At 24.4% G+C, this 22,430-nt stretch carries 24 protein-coding genes and 2 pseudogenes; 20 read left to right on the top strand and 6 right to left on the bottom strand.

What is annotated here, in order from left to right; translation table 11 throughout:
* Positions 1-175 precede the first annotated feature (175 nt).
* Together ACUN06_RS09085 and ACUN06_RS09080 are read left to right on the top strand one after the other, a co-directional pair.
* Positions 176-1,750: a PAS domain-containing sensor histidine kinase gene (locus ACUN06_RS09085; protein WP_449389677.1), complete on the top strand. Its 1,575-nt coding sequence runs from the start codon at positions 176-178 to the stop codon at positions 1,748-1,750.
* Positions 1,751-2,015: 265 nt separating this feature from the next.
* Complete coding sequence (locus ACUN06_RS09080; RefSeq protein WP_449389676.1) at positions 2,016-3,614, top strand: C40 family peptidase; 1,599 nt, start codon at positions 2,016-2,018, stop codon at positions 3,612-3,614.
* Positions 3,615-3,844: 230 nt separating this feature from the next.
* On the opposite strand, the gene ACUN06_RS09075 is transcribed toward ACUN06_RS09080, so the two are convergent.
* Positions 3,845-4,792, bottom strand: coding sequence for an L-lactate dehydrogenase (locus tag ACUN06_RS09075; protein ID WP_291737027.1), 948 nt, complete (start codon positions 4,790-4,792; stop codon positions 3,845-3,847).
* 854 nt (positions 4,793-5,646) lie between these two features.
* On the opposite strand from ACUN06_RS09075, the gene ACUN06_RS09070 reads away from it, so the two are divergent.
* The 6 genes from ACUN06_RS09070 to ACUN06_RS09045 all read left to right on the top strand — a co-directional run bounded on the left by ACUN06_RS09070 (position 5,647) and on the right by ACUN06_RS09045 (position 9,297).
* Positions 5,647-6,081, top strand: coding sequence for a hypothetical protein (locus ACUN06_RS09070; protein ID WP_055292454.1), 435 nt, complete (start codon positions 5,647-5,649; stop codon positions 6,079-6,081).
* A gap of 17 nt (positions 6,082-6,098) precedes the next feature.
* Positions 6,099-6,605, top strand: a complete 507-nt coding sequence (locus tag ACUN06_RS09065) for a hypothetical protein (RefSeq protein WP_055292451.1) — start codon at positions 6,099-6,101, stop codon at positions 6,603-6,605.
* A gap of 149 nt (positions 6,606-6,754) precedes the next feature.
* Positions 6,755-7,129 carry a hypothetical protein gene (locus ACUN06_RS09060; protein WP_055292449.1) on the top strand — a complete coding sequence of 125 codons (375 nt, stop codon included), beginning with the start codon at positions 6,755-6,757 and terminating at the stop codon, positions 7,127-7,129.
* Between the two features lie 181 nt (positions 7,130-7,310).
* Positions 7,311-8,366, top strand: coding sequence for an IS1595 family transposase (locus tag ACUN06_RS09055; protein ID WP_006785445.1), 1,056 nt, complete (start codon positions 7,311-7,313; stop codon positions 8,364-8,366).
* A gap of 91 nt (positions 8,367-8,457) precedes the next feature.
* Positions 8,458-8,832 (top strand): hypothetical protein, encoded by a 375-nt coding sequence (locus ACUN06_RS09050; RefSeq protein WP_449389641.1) that lies wholly within the window; start codon positions 8,458-8,460, stop codon positions 8,830-8,832.
* Between the two features lie 24 nt (positions 8,833-8,856).
* Positions 8,857-9,297: a hypothetical protein gene (locus ACUN06_RS09045; protein ID WP_449389642.1), complete on the top strand. Its 441-nt coding sequence runs from the start codon at positions 8,857-8,859 to the stop codon at positions 9,295-9,297.
* Positions 9,298-9,402: 105 nt separating this feature from the next.
* Here ACUN06_RS09045 and ACUN06_RS09040 read toward each other — a convergent pair whose 3' ends face one another.
* Positions 9,403-10,179 (bottom strand): N-acetylmuramoyl-L-alanine amidase family protein, encoded by a 777-nt coding sequence (locus ACUN06_RS09040; RefSeq protein ID WP_449390269.1) that lies wholly within the window; start codon positions 10,177-10,179, stop codon positions 9,403-9,405.
* Between the two features lie 21 nt (positions 10,180-10,200).
* On the bottom strand, positions 10,201-10,341 hold the full coding sequence (locus ACUN06_RS09035) for an N-acetylmuramoyl-L-alanine amidase (protein ID WP_449389675.1): 141 nt from the start codon (positions 10,339-10,341) through the stop codon (positions 10,201-10,203).
* Positions 10,342-10,387: 46 nt separating this feature from the next.
* On the opposite strand from ACUN06_RS09035, the pseudogene ACUN06_RS09030 reads away from it, so the two are divergent.
* The 7 genes and pseudogenes from ACUN06_RS09030 to ACUN06_RS09000 form a co-directional block, all read left to right on the top strand.
* A pseudogene (locus tag ACUN06_RS09030) lies at positions 10,388-10,546 on the top strand (IS5/IS1182 family transposase); the annotation flags it as partial.
* A 28-nt stretch (positions 10,547-10,574) separates the two neighbouring features.
* Positions 10,575-10,784: pseudogene (locus ACUN06_RS09025) on the top strand (transposase); the annotation flags it as partial.
* A gap of 123 nt (positions 10,785-10,907) precedes the next feature.
* Positions 10,908-12,485: a hypothetical protein gene (locus tag ACUN06_RS09020; RefSeq protein ID WP_449389674.1), complete on the top strand. Its 1,578-nt coding sequence runs from the start codon at positions 10,908-10,910 to the stop codon at positions 12,483-12,485.
* A 203-nt stretch (positions 12,486-12,688) separates the two neighbouring features.
* Entirely contained in the window at positions 12,689-12,931 is a 243-nt protein-coding gene (locus ACUN06_RS09015; protein WP_449389673.1) for a MerR family DNA-binding transcriptional regulator, read from the top strand.
* Positions 12,852-14,030, top strand: a complete 1,179-nt coding sequence (locus ACUN06_RS09010; protein ID WP_449390268.1) for an RNA-guided endonuclease InsQ/TnpB family protein — start codon at positions 12,852-12,854, stop codon at positions 14,028-14,030. Before ACUN06_RS09015 ends, ACUN06_RS09010 begins: the two co-directional genes overlap by 80 nt.
* Positions 14,031-14,053: 23 nt before the next feature.
* A complete protein-coding gene (locus ACUN06_RS09005; RefSeq protein ID WP_449389672.1) occupies positions 14,054-14,203 on the top strand; it encodes a hypothetical protein in 150 nt (49 codons plus the stop codon).
* Between the two features lie 84 nt (positions 14,204-14,287).
* The gene (locus tag ACUN06_RS09000) at positions 14,288-14,647 is read left to right on the top strand and encodes a hypothetical protein (RefSeq protein WP_294162894.1); all 360 of its coding nucleotides are present in this window, start codon (positions 14,288-14,290) and stop codon (positions 14,645-14,647) included.
* Positions 14,648-14,834: 187 nt separating this feature from the next.
* Here the strand turns inward: ACUN06_RS09000 and ACUN06_RS08995 are convergent, their stop codons facing one another.
* The gene (locus ACUN06_RS08995) at positions 14,835-15,482 is read right to left on the bottom strand and encodes a hypothetical protein (RefSeq protein WP_294367413.1); all 648 of its coding nucleotides are present in this window, start codon (positions 15,480-15,482) and stop codon (positions 14,835-14,837) included.
* A 450-nt stretch (positions 15,483-15,932) separates the two neighbouring features.
* Between ACUN06_RS08995 and ACUN06_RS08990 the strand changes: the two genes are divergently transcribed.
* Entirely contained in the window at positions 15,933-16,847 is a 915-nt protein-coding gene (locus tag ACUN06_RS08990; protein WP_449389671.1) for a hypothetical protein, read from the top strand.
* A 56-nt stretch (positions 16,848-16,903) separates the two neighbouring features.
* Here ACUN06_RS08990 and ACUN06_RS08985 read toward each other — a convergent pair whose 3' ends face one another.
* Positions 16,904-17,725, bottom strand: coding sequence for a nitroreductase family protein (locus ACUN06_RS08985; RefSeq protein ID WP_291735280.1), 822 nt, complete (start codon positions 17,723-17,725; stop codon positions 16,904-16,906).
* 211 nt (positions 17,726-17,936) lie between these two features.
* Between ACUN06_RS08985 and ACUN06_RS08980 the strand changes: the two genes are divergently transcribed.
* Positions 17,937-18,818: a LysR family transcriptional regulator gene (locus tag ACUN06_RS08980; protein WP_291735282.1), complete on the top strand. Its 882-nt coding sequence runs from the start codon at positions 17,937-17,939 to the stop codon at positions 18,816-18,818.
* 356 nt (positions 18,819-19,174) lie between these two features.
* Here the strand turns inward: ACUN06_RS08980 and ACUN06_RS08975 are convergent, their stop codons facing one another.
* Positions 19,175-20,266, bottom strand: coding sequence for an Mbeg1-like protein (locus tag ACUN06_RS08975; protein ID WP_449389670.1), 1,092 nt, complete (start codon positions 20,264-20,266; stop codon positions 19,175-19,177).
* A gap of 167 nt (positions 20,267-20,433) precedes the next feature.
* Between ACUN06_RS08975 and ACUN06_RS08970 the strand changes: the two genes are divergently transcribed.
* From ACUN06_RS08970 to ACUN06_RS08960, 3 genes are read left to right on the top strand one after another with little or no spacing between them, the layout of a single operon-like run.
* Positions 20,434-21,018 carry an accessory gene regulator B family protein gene (locus ACUN06_RS08970; protein ID WP_294125818.1) on the top strand — a complete coding sequence of 195 codons (585 nt, stop codon included), beginning with the start codon at positions 20,434-20,436 and terminating at the stop codon, positions 21,016-21,018.
* Positions 21,008-21,136: a hypothetical protein gene (locus tag ACUN06_RS08965; RefSeq protein WP_291735290.1), complete on the top strand. Its 129-nt coding sequence runs from the start codon at positions 21,008-21,010 to the stop codon at positions 21,134-21,136. Before ACUN06_RS08970 ends, ACUN06_RS08965 begins: the two co-directional genes overlap by 11 nt.
* A gap of 28 nt (positions 21,137-21,164) precedes the next feature.
* Positions 21,165-22,427: a sensor histidine kinase gene (locus ACUN06_RS08960; protein ID WP_449389669.1), complete on the top strand. Its 1,263-nt coding sequence runs from the start codon at positions 21,165-21,167 to the stop codon at positions 22,425-22,427.
* Positions 22,428-22,430 lie beyond the last annotated feature (3 nt).

Genomic DNA, 22,430 nt, shown 5'->3' with positions numbered 1-22,430 from the left:
AAAATGAAAATCAACACAATATATTATAGTATTTATTCTTAATGGGACATCCTCATAATTTTTTATATAACATGGATAATCTATATCTTGAAATATATCAATTATTTGGATACAATAGTAAGAATATAAGGTGAAAAATGAAAGATTAATTTAAATTTATAAATAGAGGATAAATATGAAAGAAGTATTAGAGAATGTAAATAATTATGTAGTTATTATTGATGAGAATGAAATAATTAAATTTTGTAATGAAAAATTTGCAAAAAAAATAAGTTATAGTAAAGATGAGTTACTTGAATGTAAAATTACTGAAAAGTTATTATATAAAAATCATTTTTTTTACAATATAAAAGATAGTTTTAAACTTTTAAATGAAAGTGATAATATATATAGTTTTAAAAACAAAAATGGTAATATAAATAGTTTCATTGGAAAATTACATAATATTAAATGGGAAAATGAAGAGGCATATATATTAATTCTTAATGATGATGAAGTTAGTTTAACTGATTTTGTAAGAAAAGATTTAAATATAGCATTGCAAAAATATAATGAATTAGAAAAAATTATTTCTATGGTATTAAATTCTAAGAATAATATAGTGGCTATTATTGATACTGAAGGAAATATGATGAAAATAGGAAAAGGATGGACAGCTTGTACTGGATGGAATGAAGAAGATTTTAAAAATATGAAGTGGCCAGAATTATTTCATCCTGATGAAAGAGAAAAAGCTGTTAATTTAGCGAGAAAATGCAAAAAAGGTAATATAGCTAGTATAGGTATTAATAGATGTAAATGTAAAAATGGAGAATATAAAATATTTAATTGGAGTTGTATGTACATAAAGGAACAACAAATTTACATAAGTTCAGCAAGAGATATAACAGAAGAAAAAAGATATGAAAGTGAAAGTAAAAAATATGAAGAAGCATTTCATAAAGAAGTTGTAAAAAATGAATTTTTTTCTAACATGTCTCATGAATTTAAAACACCATTAAATATTATATTTTCGGCATTACAATTAATAGAGCATGGAATTAAAAATAATGACATTAAAGTTTATAATGAATTTAATTTGGAAAAGTATATAACATCAATTAGACAAAATTCATATAGATTATTAAGATTAGTAAATAACATTTTAGATATAAGTAGATTTAATATGGGATACTTTGATTTAAATTTAGAAAATTGTAATATAGTTTATTTAGTTGAAGATATTGTTACATCTATAGTTAAATATGTTGAAGGAAAAAATATAGATTTAATATTTGATACTGAATTTGAAGAGATTATTTTGGCATGTGATTCAGAAAAAATTGAAAGAATAATATTAAATTTAATTTCTAATTCAATAAAATATACAATTAAAGAGCAGACTAGACATGGAAAAATTGAAGTTGATTTATCAGTAAGAAATAATGAGGTTTTAATATCTGTTAAGGATAATGGAATAGGAATATCAAAAGAAGAGATTGAATTGATATTTAATAACTTTAAAAGGGTTGACAATAAATTGAATAGAAAAACTGAAGGTAGTGGTATTGGTTTATCATTAGTGAAAGCTTTAGTTGAAATGCATAAAGGGAAAATATGGGCTGAAAGTGAAGTTGGAAAAGGAACTAAAATTGTTTTTTCAATTCCAATTAAAACTGTAAATGAATATTCAGTATACAATAATGAAATTGTAAAGCTAGAAAGCACTGAAAAATGTAATCTTGAATTTTCTGATATATATGAATTTTAATCTAAAGGTTTGTATAAAAAGGAATTTGGGGATATTGGTAAAATAATAAAAAAATATAAACTCTAATTTATGTTGTATATGTATATAGCTTAAATTAAAGTTTATTTTTATTTAACAAAAAAAATATATTAAATTGACAAAAGTAATAATAATGATGAATTTAATGATAAAAATAGCAAAATATATAGAAAATTTATTAATTAAAATATATAATTTAATATGTCATAATTTATATTATAATTAGTGGGGGTGTAAAAAAAATAGAATGCAGAAAAAAAAGCTAAAAAAAATAATGATTGCTTCTGGCGTAATTGGTTCTATTTTAAGTGCTAAGGGTGTAACTGTAAATGCTACTACAGTTAATAATGGAATTTCAGTTGCATCTATAAATAAAGGACAAGTAGTTAATGTTACTTCGGCATTAAGAGTTAGAGCGGAAGCTAGTACAAGCTCTTCAGTACTTGGAACTATGAGAAATGGAACTACATTTGATATTGTTTCAAAAAGTGGAAACTGGTATGAAATTAAGTTTAATGGGAAAAATGGATTTATTTATGGAGATTATGTTAAGGAAATTACAAATTCTTCAGCAGTTTCAACTACAGGAAAGGTTGTAAATGTTACTTCTAATCTTAGAGTAAGAAGTGGAGCTTCAACAAGCTCAACAGTATTAGGGTATATAACTAATAATACTTCAGTAAGTATATTAGGATCAGAAGGCCAATGGTATAAAATTAAATATAATAGTGGTTATGGATATGTTCATAAAGACTATATATCAGTTAATGGAAGTTCAAGTAATAATACTTCTGGAGGGAATAAAGAAGATGATGATTTAAACTCTAGAATTGATGAACCTGTTCAAAATCAAGTTAATAAAACTGGATATGTATATAATGTAAGTAGTGGTGGATTGAGAGTTCGTAAAGAAGCTTCAACAAGTTCAACGGTTTTAGGTACTTTATATTCAGGAAATTCAGTTAATATTATAGGGGAAAGTAGAAGTTGGTATAAAATAAGTTATAATTCTTCAACAGCATATGTTCATAAAGATTATATAACTGAAACTAAGCCATCTTCAGGAAATACATCTAATAATGTAGGAAATAGTAACTCTACTTCTAATGGAAATTCATCATCATCTGAAGCAATGAATGAAACAGGAGTAATAGTAAATGTTTCAACTAATCTTAGAGTAAGAAAAGAAGCATCTTCAAGTTCATTTGTATTAGGATATCTTTTAAATAATCAAAGTGTTAATATAATTGGAAAAGAAGGAAATTGGTATAAAATTAAATTTAATGGAGCTACAGGTTACGTAAGTTCAGATTATGTTAAGATAACTAATGGAAACTCTAATAACGGAAGTAGCAATGGAAGCAGTAATGGGAATAATTCTAATATAGAATCAGTTTCTAATTCTTATGAAATTGTTTTAGAAGCAATGAAATCTCAAATAGGTTCACCATATGCTTATGGTGCGGCTGGAGAATTAGTTACTAGAGATTCAATAAATAGTTTAAAAGGAAGATTCCCAAGTTATGCATCACAAGGGAAATATGATTTCTTAGAACAATTTGTAGATAGCGGATTAAGAGCATTTGACTGCTCAGGATTAATGCAATGGGCATTTGCTAAAGCTAATATAAATATAGGTAGAAGTACTTATAATCAAATAAATGCTGGTATTGAAGTTGCTATAAGTGATATTAATCCAGGAGATTTATTATTTGATAATGCTCTTGGGCATGTTGCTATGTATATAGGAAATGGACAATGGATTGAATCCCCTAATTCAGGGAAAACAGTTAGAATAACTAATGTTCGTTGGGAATCAGTACAAAGAGCAAGAAGAGTACTTTAGGGAGTTACAAGTTTCAACAGTTGCAAGTGGCAAGCTTCAATAGTTGCAAGTGACAAGCTTAAACAGTTTCAAGTGACAAGTGACAAGTTTCAAGTTAAGGTGTAAATTCAGCTTATGCTGAATTTAATAAATATATTTTTAGAAATTCCATAAGGAATTTCATCTTTAACTTGTCACTTGTCACTAATTTAACTCCATTAGAAGTTTCATCCTTAACTACTAACTACTAACTAATTATTTTGTTTTGTATTAATTCTATCTATATATTCTTTCATTAAATTAGCAGATTCAATAAATTTTCTTTCTTCAACTTTAGATAAATGAATATTTAATACTTTTTCAATACCATTTCTACCAAGAAGTGTAGGCACACTTAAATAAGCATCACTAACTCCATAATAATTATCTAAAAGTGTTGAAACAGTTAAAATACTTTTTTCATCTCTTATAATTGCTTCAGTAATTCTTGTTAATGCAATTGCAACTGAAAAAGCTGTTGCACCTTTTCTTTTTATAACTTCATAAGCACAATTTTTAACATCTTCAGCAATAACATTTTCTGTTCCAATATCCCAAGTTATTGAATTTTGTTCGGAAAAGCTTTTAACTGGAATGTTACCAATCATTAAAGAAGACCATGTAACAAATTCACTATCACCATGTTCACCAAGAACATAACCTTGAACATTTCTACCATCAATACCCAAATATTTACCTAATAAGCTTCTAAGTCTTGCAGTATCTAAAACAGTTCCAGAGCCAATAACTCTTTCTTTTGGGAACCCTGAAAGTTTATACGTCATATAAGCTAATATATCAACAGGGTTAGATACTACTAATAAAATTGAATTAGGACTTAACTTTGCAATTTGGGGTATAAAGCTTTTAAATATTTCATAGTTTTTATCAACTAAATCTAATCTAGTTTCACCAGGCTTTTGTGGTGAACCAGCAGTAATAATTACTATATCTGAATCTTTAGTATCTTCTATACTTCCTAAAGTAACATTACAAGGAGAGCATAATGAACTTCCATGCATTAAATCCATAACTTCGCCTAATGCTTTTTCTTGATTTATATCATTTATTACTATTTCTCTTGCAATTCCTCTTTGTAATAAAGCAAATGCTGTAGTTGCACCAATTGCGCCTGCACCAATTATTGATATTTTACTCATACTTCCACCTCATTTTTATTATATATATTATAGTATTAGTATTTTTTTTAAAATATATTATTAAATTAAATAATAATAATTATTATTTAATAATTATATTTTATAATAATAAAGAGAAAATTTCAAGTAATGTATGGATTTAATGGTAAAAATAATAAAAAATTATGCAAAATAAGGATTAAAGTTTGATATAAGTTTAACTTTAGGCCTGTTGGATAATAATGTTCATATGTACATATAATTCATAAATAGTGCTATAATATAGATAATAGCATTATTGGAGATATCTACTAAACTTCTATCAAATTATATTAGTTATTATAAGTGGTTGCAAAGTTTTAGTATTCAATTTTAGTAGAGAAATTTAAATTCAATTTTGTTGTTAAATTAAAAAATGAACGTGGTGCTGGAAGAAAAGAAATGTTTACTGAAGAACAAAAGGCTAGAGTGAAAAGTTAAGATTACAAGATAAAAGTTACAGAGCTATTGCTAAAGATAAGAAGTGTAGTGTTACTAGTGTTCATAAAATAATTAATGAACAACAATGTTAATAAATTAATTAACAAACAAAGTGTTATTTAATTAATTTGTTAACAAGAATATTAAAAATTTAATGTGGTGAAAAATACAATTTTATATGAAAGTTTACTGGAGCTAAACTTAGAGTGGTGTTTTCACCCCTTATAAATGGCTTAAAACCGTAAATTTTAAAAAATAAAAATAAAAAACTGAGTAGAAGAATAATTCTACGCAGTTTTTTTGTTAAATTGAAATAAATCATTATAGATGGTAAAATTAGCTATGATATTAATAAATAGGTAACATATGAAAAATAAATAGGGGAGGAAGGCATTATGTTAATAAAATATATAAATACTAAAGAAGATTATTGTGATGTTTTAGAATATTTTGGTATAAAAAAGTTAAAAGTTCTTAATTTTATAGCGTTTTGCTTGAGTATAGTAGTGGCTATTTGTATATATGTATTATTATATAAATTTGATAATATATATAGAGTAATAATTTCACTTTTAATTAGTATATTGATTTGTGTATTTGCAATAAAGAGAAATCGAGAGAGTTTTTATGATGTGGCAAATAAATTAGTAAGTAATGAGATGTTAGAATTAACAATAAATAAAAATAAAAATTATAATTTATTAAATATAAATAATAAATGGGTATTAATAGATGGAAATAAAAGTGTAGTTTTCATTGTTCCGAATAATACTTTTAAATCAAAAAACGAAGAAGAAATTTTTATTAATTTAATAGAAAAACAAATTTAAAATATTAAGGGGGAGCTATGGAAATTAGATATAAAAATAATAAAAAAGATATATATACATATTCTGAATATGTGTTTAAAAATTCAGTATTTAGTAAAAAAAAGTTTATATATTACAATTTATTTTTCTTTTTTTTTACAATAATAATCATAAATTTATATTTTTCAAATAATAAAAGTGAAAATGAATATAAATTATTTTGGATTTTATTAATATTAGGCATTATTGTAATAATACAGGTTGTTGCATGTAAAAGATACATATATAGTTTGATGAAATCATTATTTACAAATGAATTTTATAACAAAGAAGTTTATATAAATATTGAAAATGGAAATATAATAAGTATTTTTAGTAATACAGTAAAAATAAAAACTAAATTAGGTTTAAATAGTAAATTGATCAATTATAAAAATATATTTATTTTCATAATTGATTTAAGAACAGTTTTAGTAATTCCAAATAGAGTTTTAGAAAATTTACAAGATAAAGAGCAATTTTTTAAAGTGTTAAATAACTCTTAAAAAAATTGGATAAGAGAGGAGAAGCTATGTATATCAGATATAATAATACGAGAAATGAATGTAATCAGGTATATAGATACTTATATAAGAAAAAAATATCTTTGCTAAAATTGAGAGTCGTAGTATATAGCATATTGGGGGGAGTTGGTATGTATATGGCAATGTATACATTGGTAGATTATATATATAAAATATTTTTTTCAATTTTATTTACTACAATACTTTTTATAGCAGGTTTAAAGCAAATGACTAAGCAAATAAATAAAGAAGTAGATACTATTATAAACGATGAATTAATAGAATTAGTAGTTGAAAAAAACTTTATAAAAATAAAATCAAAAGAAAAAGAGTATAGTTTATTAATAAATAAAGAAGAAAATTATAGATTCTTAGAAATTTGTAGGAATATTGTATTGGTAAATAAAAATAGTAAAATAGTTTTTATTATTCCAGAAAGAGCTTTTAAGGATATAACTGAAAAAGAACAATTTTTAAATGAAATTAAACTAAAAATTGAAATATGACAAAAAAGAAATCTCTTTAAATTGAGATTTCTTTTTTGTGTATTTGAGATAGTTTAAAATAAATAATTTATTTTAAATATTTTTAATTATTAGGCTTTGTTTTAATAAACTGTTGAAATTTGATTAACCTCTATAAATATGGTTATAATATATAATATAACTACTATTTAGGAGGTTTTTTATGCCAAGAGTTAATAATGTTATTCAGCAAGTTTCACAATTAAATACATATGAGCAAGAGAAGGTATTTGATTTTTTAAAGACTGTATTGATGTCAAATGGAATAACTAACTCTATAGATGAAGAAATCGCTGAAAATAGATTTAACAAGGGGAAGTGCTGTCCTTTTTGCAATCATGATAAAATATCTAAGTATGGAAAATATCATGGTAAGAATGGCGTTAAACAAAGGTATAAATGCCAAAATCCAGAGTGCAAAAAAACTTTCAATGATTTTTCTAAATCCCCGGTTTCAAGTAGTAAAAAGGGATTAGATAAATGGCTACTATATGCTCAATGTATGATAAATGGTAACACTATTAGGCAATGTGCAGAAATTGTTGAGATTAATATTGCAACAGCTTTCTTTTGGAGACATAAAATTATAGACGCTATTAGAAAATTTATTGGCTACGGCTCTCTTGAGGGTGTTATTGAACTCGATGAGACATACTTTGCCCTTAGCTATAAAGGGAATCATAGCAAAAGTTCTAATTTTACTATGCCAAGGGAATCAAGAAAGCGTGGTAAAGAAATAAATACAAGAGGTATATCAAAGGAATTTGCCTGTGTATTATGTGGTGTAGATAGATTAGGAAATATATATACTGGTTTAATATGTGATGGCAGACCTAACTATACTGATATAAATAGGGCTTTATCAGAGGTTGTTGAAAAAAATTCTATTTTATGTACTGATAAACATAGGAGTTATATCCCATTTGCGGCTCAACATAATTTTGAATTACATCAAATTAGGGGCGGGAGAAAAACTGTGGATATTTATAATATTCAAAGAGTCAATGCTTTTCATAGTAGCTTAAAAAGATGGATAAGAAAGTTTAATGGTGTTTCAACCAAGTTCCTAACAAACTACCTATTTTGGTATAAATGGACCCAATTATTTAAAACAGAAATGGAAAGGAATAAACCTAAAAAGTTCTTTATTCATGCTAATTCAACACATTCTGTATCTTTAATAAAGGATTTTAAGATTAGAAGACCAATATATGTATAAAGGTAAAATTTGTTTTAATTTTACTATTTTTAGTGTACAATAAATATAATGATTGATGAACAATTGTATTTAATTTGAAAGGAGGAAAGACATGAAATCTAAGTATGCGAAAAAATCATATATAGAGGTAATATGTTTTGGTGCAATTATTGGTCTGATTACTGAATTATTGAATTTTTATCCTAATGATGATTTATGGGGTTGGAGTTCTATTGCAAGCTCTTTTGGCTTTTGGATATTCTCAACAACATTTGTGATTTACTTTAGTTCTTCAAATAAAAATGCAATGATAAATACCTTCTCATATTTATCCAGTATGTGTATCAGTTATTATTTGTTACAAGGTATCATTGATTTTTTCACCCCAAATGTAACAGTTGATAAGTTTCTCCAATGGAACCATCTATTCCACTGGATTGGTATAGCTGTTTTTTGCGGACTTGTAGCTTATGTCTTGTTCTATTGAAACAAAAAGACAGTTTGGGGTAGTGTGTTGTATGCACTTCCTGTTGCGGGGATGTTAGTTGATACGATTAACAACTGCATGAAGTTCTACTATTCGCAGACAAATTTAGCAAACAGCATTTTGGGTATTATATTTCTTCTCATTATGTTCGTGGTGCTATTTAAGAAAGTAGATAAGAAATGTATATTTGTGTTTGTATTAATCGTTGTTGCGTTAATCGGCTTCATACTGTTCCCAACGACTTCTCAAAGTATTACAATGGAATCTACTATAACTTGCGAATTAGGCGGTGAAACTGAGGTGTTTTACATAAAAATGAGGGATGACGGTAAAATATTAGAAATTGAGGGTGACGAAACAGTTTATGAGGAAATAGATATTAATTCCTTAAAAACTATTCCAGAAGTAGTCCATGCATTGCAAAACTATTACGAGAGCAAAGGCGGAGCATGGAAAATGGAATAACTTCCAATTTGTAGAGTTGATTTAGCGAACAATTTTAAATTATTGCGATTCAAATAGGATGTCCAAATGGACATCCTATTATGTTATGCTAATTTCAACACTATTTTAAAACAAAGCCTTTCTTTTTTGTGAGGTAAGCGAAGAATAATGATTATCTAGTAAAATATCAAATCTTTTAGTTGTAAAACTTTGAGAAAGTTTTATTGCATCAATATCTGCATCAATATCAATTTTAGAGAAGCTAGAATCTTTTCCAGTAACATATTTATCTGCAATGTCTTGTTCAGACTCATTTTTATATTTGGTTTGTTTTAATTTAGTTATATCTCTTAGAGCAGTAGCTAAATCACCACCCCAACCAGTCCAAAAGTTAGGTATTGCTATTGATGGTGGATGATCAAGTATACTATTTATATATCCTAAAGTTGTAGCTGCTAAGTGAGCTAAATCTATTTTAAATCCATATATATTAAAATCCTTAGGGTCATTTTGAATATAAGGTAATAATTTATTATGAATAGAAGTATAATTAGTTTTTATATATTCAACAAAAGGGCTAATATCACCGACAACTATTTTCCACTCAGAGTCATCATATCGAACATGTCTTAAATAATCTAAAATACATTTATTAATACTCTTTATACCTAGTAATGAATTCATTGAACAGTATCTGACTGCTAAACTTGCTAGTTCATTAATTAAAGAAATATTTGTAACAGGATTTCCAAAATAATTATAAATTTCATTAAAAATTGCATTAGCAAAATCAGATTGCCTAGTATTTAAAAGGTTAGCATCGCTAGAGTTACTAATGAAGGCAGTTTCAACTAAAATAGCAGGCATATTAGAAAGTCTTAAAACAGCAAAATTAGTATGTATTGATACGAATAAGTCAGCTCCCTAAGCATTAGCAAGTCTAGCTCTTTCCTCTAAGCTTAAATAAGTATCATTAGTTCTAGAGTATTTTATTGATATTCCACTTCCGTTAAGTAAAGAACCTAACTTTGTAGCAATGCTAAGAACAATATCTTTTTCTTTCAATCCATTTCCTGAAGCTCCAGAGTCTTTTCTACCATGTCCAGCATCAATGAAAGAAGATGCTATGAAAAATGGACAACTTAAACCAGCTTATAATGTGCAGCATGGGGTAGATGCTGAATATATTACGTGGCTTACTGTTGGGCCTGAGCCAACAGACACAACTACATTGATACCATTTCTTAAAAGTATGGAAGAAAATTTAAACTTAGTATGTTATAATCAATAGTAATTAACATAGAAATAAGGCTAGATTAAAAGTAGCTAAATTACACGAAAAAATAACAAATCAGTGTAAAGATTTTTTACATAAATTATCTACTAAGCTAATAAGAGAAAATCAATCAATAAATATAGAAGATTTGAGAGTAAAAAATATGCTTAAAAATAACAAATTATCAGAAGTAATTAGTGAAGTTAGTTGGTATGAATTTAGAACAATGTTATAATATGTAATGTAATTGATAAAAGTAATGAAAAATTAAAAGAATTTGTCTTTTAATAAAGAAAATATTGAAGTTAAGTTACTTTATAAAATGCTTTACTTCGACTAGAAAGGAGAATTTGATTTGGGAAAAACCATTGATGAAAAAGAATTAGAAATACAAGAAATAAATAAATTAAAAGTTCAGCTTGATTTAGCTAATAATGAAATACAAAAAATTAAAAAAGATATGGAGTTATTAAAAAGAGCTATTAATATAAATAATAAGGATATAAAAGATGCTGATTTAAAGGAGTTAGAAGATAATAAATCTGGGTTAGAATTTGTTATTGAAGATGAAAAAAAAGAAGATGGTATTAAAGATGAAAAAATAAATACTCAAAATAATGAAATAATTGAATTTGAGCTTAATAAGGAAGAAGAGGAAAAAAGTGAAAAGTTAACAGATATTACCGTTGAGGAAATAGATAGTGAAATTCAATTAAGTTTAAAGAAAATATCTGGAGAAATTGAAAGAGAATTAGAAAATATAGCTAATGAAATAGTAAAAGAAGATGATGAGAAAGCTGAATTGAAGGATGAAGAGGGGAAAAACCTTAAAAAACAATTAGAAGATAAAAATCAATATATAGAAAATAACTTATTAGAAGATACAGAAAATGATAATTTAAATGAAGAAAATGAATTAAAAATAAATCTAGATGAAGACTTACACAAAAATAAAACAACAAATTCAAAAGATACAATTGAAAGTGTAGAAGAAATTATTGGACAAATAGAAAGTAAAATGAATGAAGAAGCTAATAAAGAAAGTTTAAGCTTATTAAAAAATATTAAAAATTCATTTATAGAAAATAATAATTATGAATGTATAATAGCTTTAAATAAATTTATGGATAATATAAGACATATAGAAAAGTATTTAACTTCAAAAGATATTATAATGTTAATGTATTTAGGCTATTTTTATGAAAAATTAAATAATTTACTAGAAAAAAGTAAGAAAGTAAATGAGTTTTATATATCAGAAAATGAGGAAAGTAAATTATTAAGATTTATCATATTAGAAAAAGGTTTTCCAATAAATAAAGATGCAAATTCATGTGTTGAAGAAATGTTAAATAATAAAAAATTATTTAATTCTCTAGAAACAATGGTTAAAGGAAATATTATAGAAAGAATTCATAATATTGCTTATAAAAAATTTGATGAAGTGTTTTCAATTAAGGATATAGTTCATGGAGAAGATATTATAAATATTAAGGCTTGGGTTAAGAAAAAAGATAAATTGGGATGGAAACTTGTTGAGGGGTTATACTCTAATGGAACAAATAAGTTGTACATGCTTGAAAGTGCTATTTCTATATTAAACTTAAATTATAATAAAGAAAGAATAGTTTCTAATAATCTAGAAAGTAATGTAAGTGTAAAATCTATAAAAAAAACAGAAGTTAAAGAAAAGAATTCAACTGAAAATATAAAATTAGATAACGATCCACTTGTAAAAAATATAGAAATTGAAGAAAATAATAAAAATCAAAGCAATATAAATAATACTTGTAAAATTGATAAAAATAAGATACTTAAAGAAGTTAAAGAAAAAGTCAAAGAAGAAAATATTGGTGATGATGAAAATGATTATGGATGGAGAAATTTAAAAAATAAAATATTTTCTAAATTTAAAAGAAGTGATAAAGAATAATTGTTATGAAAAAGGCATATCATGTTTGGTATGCTTTTTTGTTTACAGTTATTTAACAATAAAGAAATATTAATAACGTTTACAAGTGGTATAATATACTGTATAATACAAATATAAAAAATGTTTAAGGAGGAATATATAGTCAATTAAAATATTAACGAATGTGTTTAAAAGTGTTAATATGTGCCCGATGAGTGATATTAATGAACAGTAAACACATAACAAATTACAAACCAAAAGATTTTGCTGAATTACTTGGAGTGAGTGTAAAAACCTTGCAACGTTGGGATAGAGAAAACATATTAAAGGCAAAAAGAACACCAACAGATAGAAAATATAAGAAAAAGATAAAAAGGGATGAAGAAATTGCTAAAAGCCTACAAAGTAGAGATAAAACCAACAACAAAACAAATACAGAAAATCAATCAAAGTATTGGAGTTTGTAGATGGCTATATAATGAATATTTATCAACGAACAATCAACTATATACTAAATACAAAAATGGATTCATTGATAAGAAACAGGTGTTTATGAGTGCCAATGATTTTGATAAGTATATAAATAATGAAATTAAAGTTTTAGATGAATACTCTTGGATAAATAATTGTGGTTCTAAAGCTAGAAAAAAAGCTATACAAAATGCCGAAATCGCTTATAAAAGGTTTTTTAAAGGTCAAGCTAAGTTTCCTAAGTTTAAAAAGAAAAATAAATGTGATGTTAAATTATACTTTCCTAAGAATAATAAAGGCGATTGGAAAGTGGATAGACATAAAATAATGATACCTACATTAAAAAACGTAAGGTTAAAGGAGTATGGCTACATTCCAATAGGCTCAAAAATTATTAGCGGAACTGTATCAAAGAAAGCAAATAGATATTATGTGTCTGTAATAATAGATGTAGAAAATATCCCACAGAAAAATACAAATCAAGGTATAGGAATTGATTTAGGCATAAAAGATTTTGCTATTTGCAGCGATAAAATCATTTATAAAAACATAAATAAAACTCAAAGAGTTAAGAAGTTAGAAAAGAAATTATTAAGAGAGCAAAAAAGACTTTCAAGGAAATATGAAAGTTTAAAAATAAGAAATAAAAAAGAGAAGGGAGAAGCTACTAGACAAAATATCCAAAAACAAATAGCTAAAGTACAAATACTTTATCAAAGACTTAACAACATAAGAACTGATTATATAAATAAAGTTGTAAGTAATGTGGTGAGAAACAAACCATCTTATATTACGATAGAAGATTTAAATGTTAAAGGAATGATGAGGAATAAGCATTTATCTAAAGCAGTAGCACAACAGAAATTTAATGAATTTAGAAATAAATTAGCAAATAAATGCAATGCTTTGGGTATAGAATTAAGAATTGTTGATAGATTTTATCCTTCAAGTAAACTATGTCATAAATGTGGTTCTATAAAAAAAGATTTAAAGCTTAAAGATAGAATTTTCAATTGTGATTGTGGGTATGTTGAAGATAGAGATTATAATGCAAGTCTTAATTTAAGAGATGCAAAAATCTATAAAATAGCATAAACAAATTTTATAGATATGTACCGATGGCTAAGTCGGGAATTTACGCCTTTGGAGTGACATATCAAACTAAAGTAGTCTATGTTTATCAAGACAAAATAGGTCACGTTGAAAAAGGAAAAATCTCAATATGGATACGTTTGTCCATATTTCGAGTAGCAGGGATAAATTTGTAAAATAATTTTAAGATTATATTAATATTACTGTAACAAAATTGACAAATTAATATAGTATAATTTTTATAATAGAGGTGATTTTATATGGAAAATAATACAGAATTTGTGGATTTTTATCACGAAAGAAATTATATAGAGTTAGTTAAAAATTTTATGGGAAAATTAAATAAAGATTTATATATAGTATTGAAATTGTTAAGTATAAATGAAGTTTATACAGTTGCAAAGGAATATATATTTGAAACAACAATTAAATTTAAAGATTTATTAAATGATTCAAGAATTGTTAGTACATCAAAATTTATAACAGAACTTGCTTATAGTTTTTATACAAAGCATTTTTCTGTTCATGAAATATCAAGTACAAGAAAGTTAGATACTGATACAAGAAATTTTATAATAAATATTTTAAATTATTATGAAGAAAAAGCGGTGATTAGTTAGGAGCAAGTGACAAGTGGCAAGTTTCAAGTTAAGGTATAAATTCAGCTTATGCTGAATTTAATAAATATATTTTTAGAAATTCCTTAAGGAATTTCATCCTTAACTTGCCACTTATCACTTATCACTTGCCACTTATCACTTGTCACTTATTACTTGTCACTTATTACTTGTCACTATCCTAATGCTACTAACTAACTCTAAAGCTTGCCATGTTATTACGATTATCTCCTAGTTTAACTACAAATTCAGTAAGAGCTTTTGGTAAAGTTAATACTATTTTTGTAGAGCCAGAATCATTTGATTGTAATCCAACAGAATTTTCAAGAGTAAATTTTCTTATTATATAATCATTATTTTCATTTATAAGTGAGCTTCCATCTAAATTACAAACTTCAATGCCAACAGTGGAATATTGACCATCTTTTGTAGTTTTTGTATTATTTGATAAAGAAGTTGTATATTCAATTATTACATATTCTAAAGAATTATTAGCTAATTGAGGGATTTTTGAAGTTGAAGCATTTTTATTATATTCATTAATTATTTTTTCAGCTTCAGCACCTCTAATTACTTTATTTAATGTTATAGATGCTTCATCATTAGAAATTTTTTCTGATGAATCAACTATATTTTTAGAAACTACAGCAGATTCACTAATGTCTATTATATTATCAGCAAAATCATTTTCATAATCTCTTTTTCTTCCCTTTTGCTCAGAATTACTTTTTTTAGCCGTAGCATTGGCTCTTATAGATTCAGTTGTGTTTGAAGAATAACCTACAGCTAATGTTATTAACATAGCTGATAAACATATTAACCCAATTTTTTTTCGCATAATTATACCTCCGTGTTTATAAAAATTCATATAGCGTTTTAATTATAGTCTTATGGCAAAATAAAGTATATGAATAAATAAGGGTAATTTATTAAGAAAATTAAAGAAATTTAAAGTTAATTTTAATATTTCTAAAAGAAAATTGATATATATAGTAATTTTAGGTTTTTTAGTTGTTAGAATTGAAAAAGTACTTTTGATAACGTTTAACAATAAGAGAAATAGCCATTATTTCATAAATAATCCTTTGGTTCCATAAAAAATACCAAAAAGTAAAAATAATGAAATGATTATGTGAATTATGATAAATAAAAATTAATGAGAGAAAAATAATAAATTATGGAGCAAAACTTATAGCAAACACTTGAAAATTATAATTAATGTAGTATAGTTTTAAATATATAGAGTGATTAAAATAGATGAAAAATTAAAGTATAAAGGAGCTTTAAGATGGGGTTATTTAACATATTTAATAAAAAGAAAAGTGAAGTAGAAAAAATTGAGCATAAGGTTCCAGAACATTATGGAACTACAAGTGAGTTATTAGATGAGGTTGAAAATTTAGCTTTAAGATATTTAATAAATGATAATATGTTAGATACATATAATAAGGAAAAATTAGATATAAAATATATTAATGAAGCAAGAGTAGAGTTAGAAAAAGCAATAAAGGAATTAAATAAATCATTAGAAGAATATTATGATAATGAGTATAGTGCTGTAGGAAATACAAAAGAAAGTAATAAGAACTTTCCATATTCATTAGAAGCTTTAGTAGCAGTATTTAATAATTCATTAGATTTATATTCTGATGATGAAAATACATGGGATACTTTAAACTTAGCTTATAATAAGTGTAATCACAAATTAAATAAAGTTAAAGAAGTTTTAAGTGATAATGAAGCAATTCAAGAATTTACAGGACTTAAGCCTATTGAAAAAGAGGAAGTTAAGGAAGAGAAAGTTAAAGAAGATAATGTAAAAACAAAAGGTGAATTTGAAATAGCAACAGAAGATTTAAAAGATGAAGATGATGGAGATTTAATTGTTAATAATGATAAATTAAATATTTATTATGTTAGAATAAGTAGAAATGAAGATGAATCAATAAATTTAAATCTTTGTGTTAAAAATAAATTTAATAAAAATATTATAGTTGAAAGTAAAGATGTTAGTGTTAATGGAATTGATACAAATCCTAAATTTAGTATAAGTGTTTTAGCTGGAGAAAAATCATTTGATAAGATGGTATTTAATACTGATATTGCTGAGTTAGTTAATTTAAAATGCATATTTGTTATAAAAGATGAAAATACAAATGAAGTTTTAGAAGAATGTAGCATTGATATATTTAAAGAAGATTAATTTAAAAGCAGCTACATTTAAGTTTGTAGCTGCTTTAACTTTAACATTAGTTAATATTAAAGCCAGTTAATATTAGCTTTTTTTCTTGGAACAGTTCTCTTGTACTTAACATCTGGATAACCAATAACTAAGCAAGAAACTATTTGATTACCATCATTAATTCCAAGTAAATCTAAAATTTCTTTATTATCTTTAGAAGCTATTTGAATAAATCCACTAAAGAAAGTACCAAGTCCTAAGGCATCAGTCATAAGTTCCATATTAGAAGAAGCTAATCCACCATTAAATGCATTAGGTGAAGTAACCAATATTACTGCAGGTGCATTAAAGAAAATTCTATCATTTTTTATAGGATCTTCTTTAAAAGCAGCATAAGAGTTAACCCATGCAGTTGCATATCTTTTTAAATATTCAGTTTCAGGTGTTAAGTTAGCTAAGATATATTGTCCTTTTTGATTTAAGCTTTCATAAGTTAATTCTTTAAGTTGTGGTAGTTTGTCTGTAACTACAGTATAAGAAACATCTTGAGAATTAGTTGAAGTTTGAGTAAATCTTCCAGCTTCAATGATTTGTTGAATTTTTTCTTTTTCTACAGGCATATCTTTAAAGCGTCTAACACTTCTTCTAAATTTAATAAAATTTAAAAGAGTTTCTGATTCTACAGTAAATGTTTCTTTATCATAAGGCTTTACTTCAGACATATCATAATCATCAGTTGAAACAGCTTCTACAGGACAGACTGCAATACAATGACCACATTTAATACAGCCTTCATTATTTATATAAGCTTTCCCTTCTTGTAAGGAAATAACACGTACAGGACAATCTTTTATACATTGTTTACATGCAATACATTTTTCTCTATCTACTTTAAACATAAAAAAACATCTCCTTTATTACAATAATATCATTAGTATATTTTGACTTTTATATTCAAAAAAATTATAATTCATTAATGAAAACTATGAATTGATATTGAGATTATATCATTATTTAAGTAACTAGGTCTAATTAAATATATTCATAAAAGGATAACTAAAAGTTATGGATTAAATTTGAATACAATAAAATTTAATAGGAGATATTAAGATGAACTTACAACAATTAGAATATTTTAAGGTAGTTTCACAAACAAATAATTTTACTACAGCATCAAATATATTATCAATAACTCAACCAGCTTTAAGTAAGGCAATTTCAAAGTTAGAAGAGGAATTAGAGGTAAAATTATTTGAAAGAGAAGGGCGTAATATAAAAATAACTAAGTATGGGGAAACTTTTTTAAAGTATGCAGAATCAGCTTTAAATGATGTTGAAAGAGGAATAGAAAAGATACAAGATATGAAGAAGAATAATGATAATGTAATTTCAATTGTATCGACTTATTGTATTGGTGCAACATATATTCCATTTTTAATAAGCAATTTTTTAAATAATCATACTGATGTAAAATTTAATTTTAATAATCAAAGTACAGAAAAAATTCTTAGGGACTTAAAAGATGGAAAAGTAAACTTTGGCTTTTTTGATAATATTGAAAAAATTAATGATTATCCAGAAATAGAAAGTGTTTTAGTTAAAAAAGAAGAATATGTATTGATTGTTCCTAAAAATCATCATTTGGCAAATAAGGAAGAGGTTTATTTAAGTGATTTAAAAGATGAATATTTTATTGTACAAAGTAATAAGGAGTGTGAAAGAAGCATTTCTTATTCAGAGCTTATAGGATATACTCCTAAAATATCTGTTGAGCCAACAGAAGGTGCAATGCTTTCAAGCTTAGTAGCAGCAGGAGCTGGAATTGCAATAATAGTAAATACTCCAATAATAAATATGAATAAAATTTCTACTATTAAAATTAAGGATGAAATTGGATATAAGAAAATTTATATGGGATGGAATAAAAATGTTTATCTTTCAAAAACAATAGGGGAATTCAAAAAATATGTAATTAAAGAGTACAAGAGTTAAATTTAATGTTATTTTAGTATGAAATGAAGTTTATTAAAATTATTTAATATTATTAAAATAAAAAAATATAACTGAAGATTTAAATTTCAGTTATATTTTTTTAAAGTTTTAACGTTTATGCCCATTTCCAGCACCAGTTTTTCTTTTTATTTCATGAAGATTAAGATGTTTATTACTATTATTTATTATTTTAAATATTTTCTTACTTTTATAATTCTTCATAGTTTCTGTTCACTATCCTCCTAAATTATTAATACTTATAATATTGTCTTATGTTAATTTAAATTTTAAATCATATAAATTTAATATTCCCTAAAATAGAGTAAATATTTGTATTAGCATTAGGAGTTACAAAATTATTCATTGTGAGTAATAATTTTAATATATAAATTTAAAAGAGCTTTAAATAATAAAATAATCATAGTTTTAATTTCTTTATCAAGATTATTTAATGATTTCAAAATAATAGGAAAGTTTTTATTCCAATTATGAAATAGTTCAATAAAATTTTTGCAGTTAGTACAAGATATAGCATTAAATAAGCTTTCCACAAATAATTTTCTTTTTTTATTATCAATTTTTTTTATCCAAGTATTTAAAGCTTTACAGGTATATTTAGAATTAGAAGATATTTCTTTTAAATAAATAAAATCAAAATTACTTACTTGCCAAGAAAATGGATTATGCTGCTGTAATCCACCTAATTTATTACTTTTTACAATATAATAATTTTCATTATTTTCAAACATCATACCAATTAAAGATGAACCAGGAATTGTTTTTATAATTTTATTTTTTATAAATTTAAATTCATTACTTTTAATAATTTCTTCTTTGAAGCCAGGAGAATCATGACTAAATATTTTTTTTATTTTAGATGAAGCTTCAGGATTACAATACATAGAAGCATAAATGGCAATATTACCACCTTTAGAGTGACCACCAATATAAAATTCACAAGATATTAGCTTTGAAACTTTATTTATATAATCAATACCTTCTAATTGTGAAGGAACTGGGGTTATAAATGACATATTAAAATCTTCCTTCCATCCAATAAGACTATAATCAGTTCCACGAAAAGCTATATAAGCTAAATTTTCATTTAAAATAAAGGTTGTTGCTGAAAATTGTTTTTCAAAAGCAACATCTGATTTAGAAATATAATAATTAATTTTTATATTTCTAAATCTAGGGTTTGAGGAAATATAAAAAAGAAGTTCTTTAGTTTCTTTACTATATGGAATAGTATTAAACATTTTATTAAAATATTTTGGGTTTAATAAATCTTTAAAAGTTATGGGGCTTTTATTGGCAGTTATTGAGCCAACTAAATTATCAAAATTTATATAGCTTAATTGAGATAAAATTAGTGAATCTACATTATTAAACCTTTTTTCTGAAAATGTATATAAATTTGTCTTAGAATAATCAATAATATTTTTCATTTTATACTCCAAAATAAAATAATTTATTATTGTTATTTGTAGTTTTAATTTAATGATGTATTATGTTAAATTATTATTTTTTATTATAATAAAATATTAAAAAATTGTTAATAAGTAAAAAATATGGTATACTAAACGAGCCCAAACATATATTTAAAGGAGTATTAATGATAAAAAGATTTATTGAATGGCTTATAAGTGATTTGTCTAACTATAATAAATATAGTACACAGCAGCAAGAGGAAATGAAATATGTATTAACAATATTAATATATGAACTTATAAAATTTATATTGATTTTAACTATATTTTATTTTTTTGGATATTTTAAGGAATGTTTATTAATATTAATTTATATGGTTACTACTAAACCATTTACTGGTGGATACCATGAAGATAATCAAAAAAAATGTTTTTTATCAACATTAATAATTGTTATGTTTATAGTTATATTATCCAAAAACAGTAATTTAGATATTGTTAGTAGTATAATATTAAACTTTATAAGTATATTTTGTATATATAATCAAGTTCCAATAATAAATCCTAAAATGCCATTAACAAAAGAAAATCTAATAAAACGAAATAGGATTATTAGTATTGTAAATAGTTTAATATTTATAATACTATCAATTGCTATGTTTAATATTAAATGGTTTTCACAAGTCATTGTTTGGACAGGGGTTGTACAAACAATGTTATTATTTAATAAATTTAAAGAAATACATGGAGGTAAAGAATATGAAGTTTAAGAAGGTAATTGGTTGTCTAGTATTAGCATTAACTGCTGTTTTTGTAAATACAGGAAATGCATCATTAGCATTTGTTGGAGTAGAGGATATGCCAAAATCAATGAAAGAAAATAGATAATTGAAATATAGAAATAGATAATTAAAATATGAAAATAAATATCATAAGTTTAGCAGATATAAGTAATACAATAATGCAAAGTTTAATGTTGGTATTAATTCCTAATTATTGTATAGAACAGAGATATAAAAATAGTAAATTAAAACTATTAATTTTTATAACTTTTTTGTTTTTAATAATTATAGCAACAACATATTTAATTGGGAATTCAAGTTTGGGAACAATTTTAACACACTTAGTATTACTAATATCAGGGATTTTATTTTTTAAAGAAGATAGTTTAAGTGCAACAATAACAATATCAATTATATATTTAGTTATAATTATGAATGTATTTATTACATCAAATTTATACTTAGGAATTTTTCAGTATAAAATATCAAGTGAACATTTTAGTTTAGGATATGTATTATCAATTTATTTTCCACAATTGATAATGGGTATATTTATATTAGTAAAAAAAGATGTAATTTATAGAATTTATTCTTCTATTAAAAGTAAAAGGTTTTCTATAATGACATTAATAATTATGACTGTAGTTGCAGATTTTATAATATCATTTAATTTTATAATGCATGATAGAGACAATCCATTATTTATGAATTTTTTATTTTTAATACTTGGATTATTTATAATAGGAATTACAATTTATTTTTCAAATATTGAAAATAAATCTAAGGAAATTAATATTTTAAATAAAGAATTAGAAGAAAAGATTAATGATCTAAAAAAGGTAAAGCATGACTATGGAGCACAAATATCATATCTTTATGGAATGCATCTTATGGGAAAATATGATAGGCTTGGAGAGTCATTAAAAGCAATAATAAATGGACATAATAATATTATTAGTGAAGTAAAAATAAGTGATAATAATTCTATGATAACAATGATTATAAATGGTATCAATCATAAAGGAATTAATATAATGGTTGATGAACAAGCTTTATTAGAAGATGCTAATATGTCTGAAATGGAAATACAAAGAGTAATTTCGAATATTTTAAAAAATTCTATTACAGCAATGAATGAAAAAGGACTTATTACTATTAAAACTTATTATAATATTAATAGTGTTGTAATTAAAATACAAAATAATGGTCCTAAAATAGAAAAAAAAATAATAAATAAAATATTTGATGTTGGTTTTACTACAAAGAATGATAAAAACAAAGATCATGGATTTGGATTAGCTATTGTTAAGGAATTAGTGGAAAAGCAAGGTGGAAAAGTTACTGTTACTAGCAATGATAGTATTACAGAATTTATAATTAATATACCTTTAAAGTAATTT

The sequence above is a fragment of the Clostridium sp. ETTB3 genome (genome assembly GCF_053571985.1).
Note: the sequence above shows the minus strand (reverse complement) of the source record. Positions and strands in the feature narration are given on the sequence as shown.

Excerpts from the sequence above, each read along its gene's own strand:
- ACUN06_RS09085 (WP_449389677.1), top strand. The coding sequence starts at position 176 with ATGAAAGAAGTATTAGAGAATGTAAATAATTATGTAGTTATTATTGAT.
- ACUN06_RS09080 (WP_449389676.1), top strand. The coding sequence starts at position 2,016 with ATGCAGAAAAAAAAGCTAAAAAAAATAATGATTGCTTCTGGCGTAATT.
- ACUN06_RS09075 (WP_291737027.1), bottom strand. The coding sequence starts at position 4,792 with ATGAGTAAAATATCAATAATTGGTGCAGGCGCAATTGGTGCAACTACA.
- ACUN06_RS09070 (WP_055292454.1), top strand. The coding sequence starts at position 5,647 with ATGTTAATAAAATATATAAATACTAAAGAAGATTATTGTGATGTTTTA.
- ACUN06_RS09065 (WP_055292451.1), top strand. The coding sequence starts at position 6,099 with ATGGAAATTAGATATAAAAATAATAAAAAAGATATATATACATATTCT.
- ACUN06_RS09060 (WP_055292449.1), top strand. The coding sequence starts at position 6,755 with ATGTATATGGCAATGTATACATTGGTAGATTATATATATAAAATATTT.
- ACUN06_RS09055 (WP_006785445.1), top strand. The coding sequence starts at position 7,311 with ATGCCAAGAGTTAATAATGTTATTCAGCAAGTTTCACAATTAAATACA.
- ACUN06_RS09050 (WP_449389641.1), top strand. The coding sequence starts at position 8,458 with ATGAAATCTAAGTATGCGAAAAAATCATATATAGAGGTAATATGTTTT.
- ACUN06_RS09015 (WP_449389673.1), top strand. The coding sequence starts at position 12,689 with ATGAACAGTAAACACATAACAAATTACAAACCAAAAGATTTTGCTGAA.
- ACUN06_RS09005 (WP_449389672.1), top strand. The coding sequence starts at position 14,054 with ATGGCTAAGTCGGGAATTTACGCCTTTGGAGTGACATATCAAACTAAA.
- ACUN06_RS09000 (WP_294162894.1), top strand. The coding sequence starts at position 14,288 with ATGGAAAATAATACAGAATTTGTGGATTTTTATCACGAAAGAAATTAT.
- ACUN06_RS08995 (WP_294367413.1), bottom strand. The coding sequence starts at position 15,482 with ATGCGAAAAAAAATTGGGTTAATATGTTTATCAGCTATGTTAATAACA.
- ACUN06_RS08990 (WP_449389671.1), top strand. The coding sequence starts at position 15,933 with ATGGGGTTATTTAACATATTTAATAAAAAGAAAAGTGAAGTAGAAAAA.
- ACUN06_RS08985 (WP_291735280.1), bottom strand. The coding sequence starts at position 17,725 with ATGTTTAAAGTAGATAGAGAAAAATGTATTGCATGTAAACAATGTATA.
- ACUN06_RS08980 (WP_291735282.1), top strand. The coding sequence starts at position 17,937 with ATGAACTTACAACAATTAGAATATTTTAAGGTAGTTTCACAAACAAAT.
- ACUN06_RS08975 (WP_449389670.1), bottom strand. The coding sequence starts at position 20,266 with ATGAAAAATATTATTGATTATTCTAAGACAAATTTATATACATTTTCA.
- ACUN06_RS08970 (WP_294125818.1), top strand. The coding sequence starts at position 20,434 with ATGATAAAAAGATTTATTGAATGGCTTATAAGTGATTTGTCTAACTAT.
- ACUN06_RS08965 (WP_291735290.1), top strand. The coding sequence starts at position 21,008 with ATGAAGTTTAAGAAGGTAATTGGTTGTCTAGTATTAGCATTAACTGCT.
- ACUN06_RS08960 (WP_449389669.1), top strand. The coding sequence starts at position 21,165 with ATGAAAATAAATATCATAAGTTTAGCAGATATAAGTAATACAATAATG.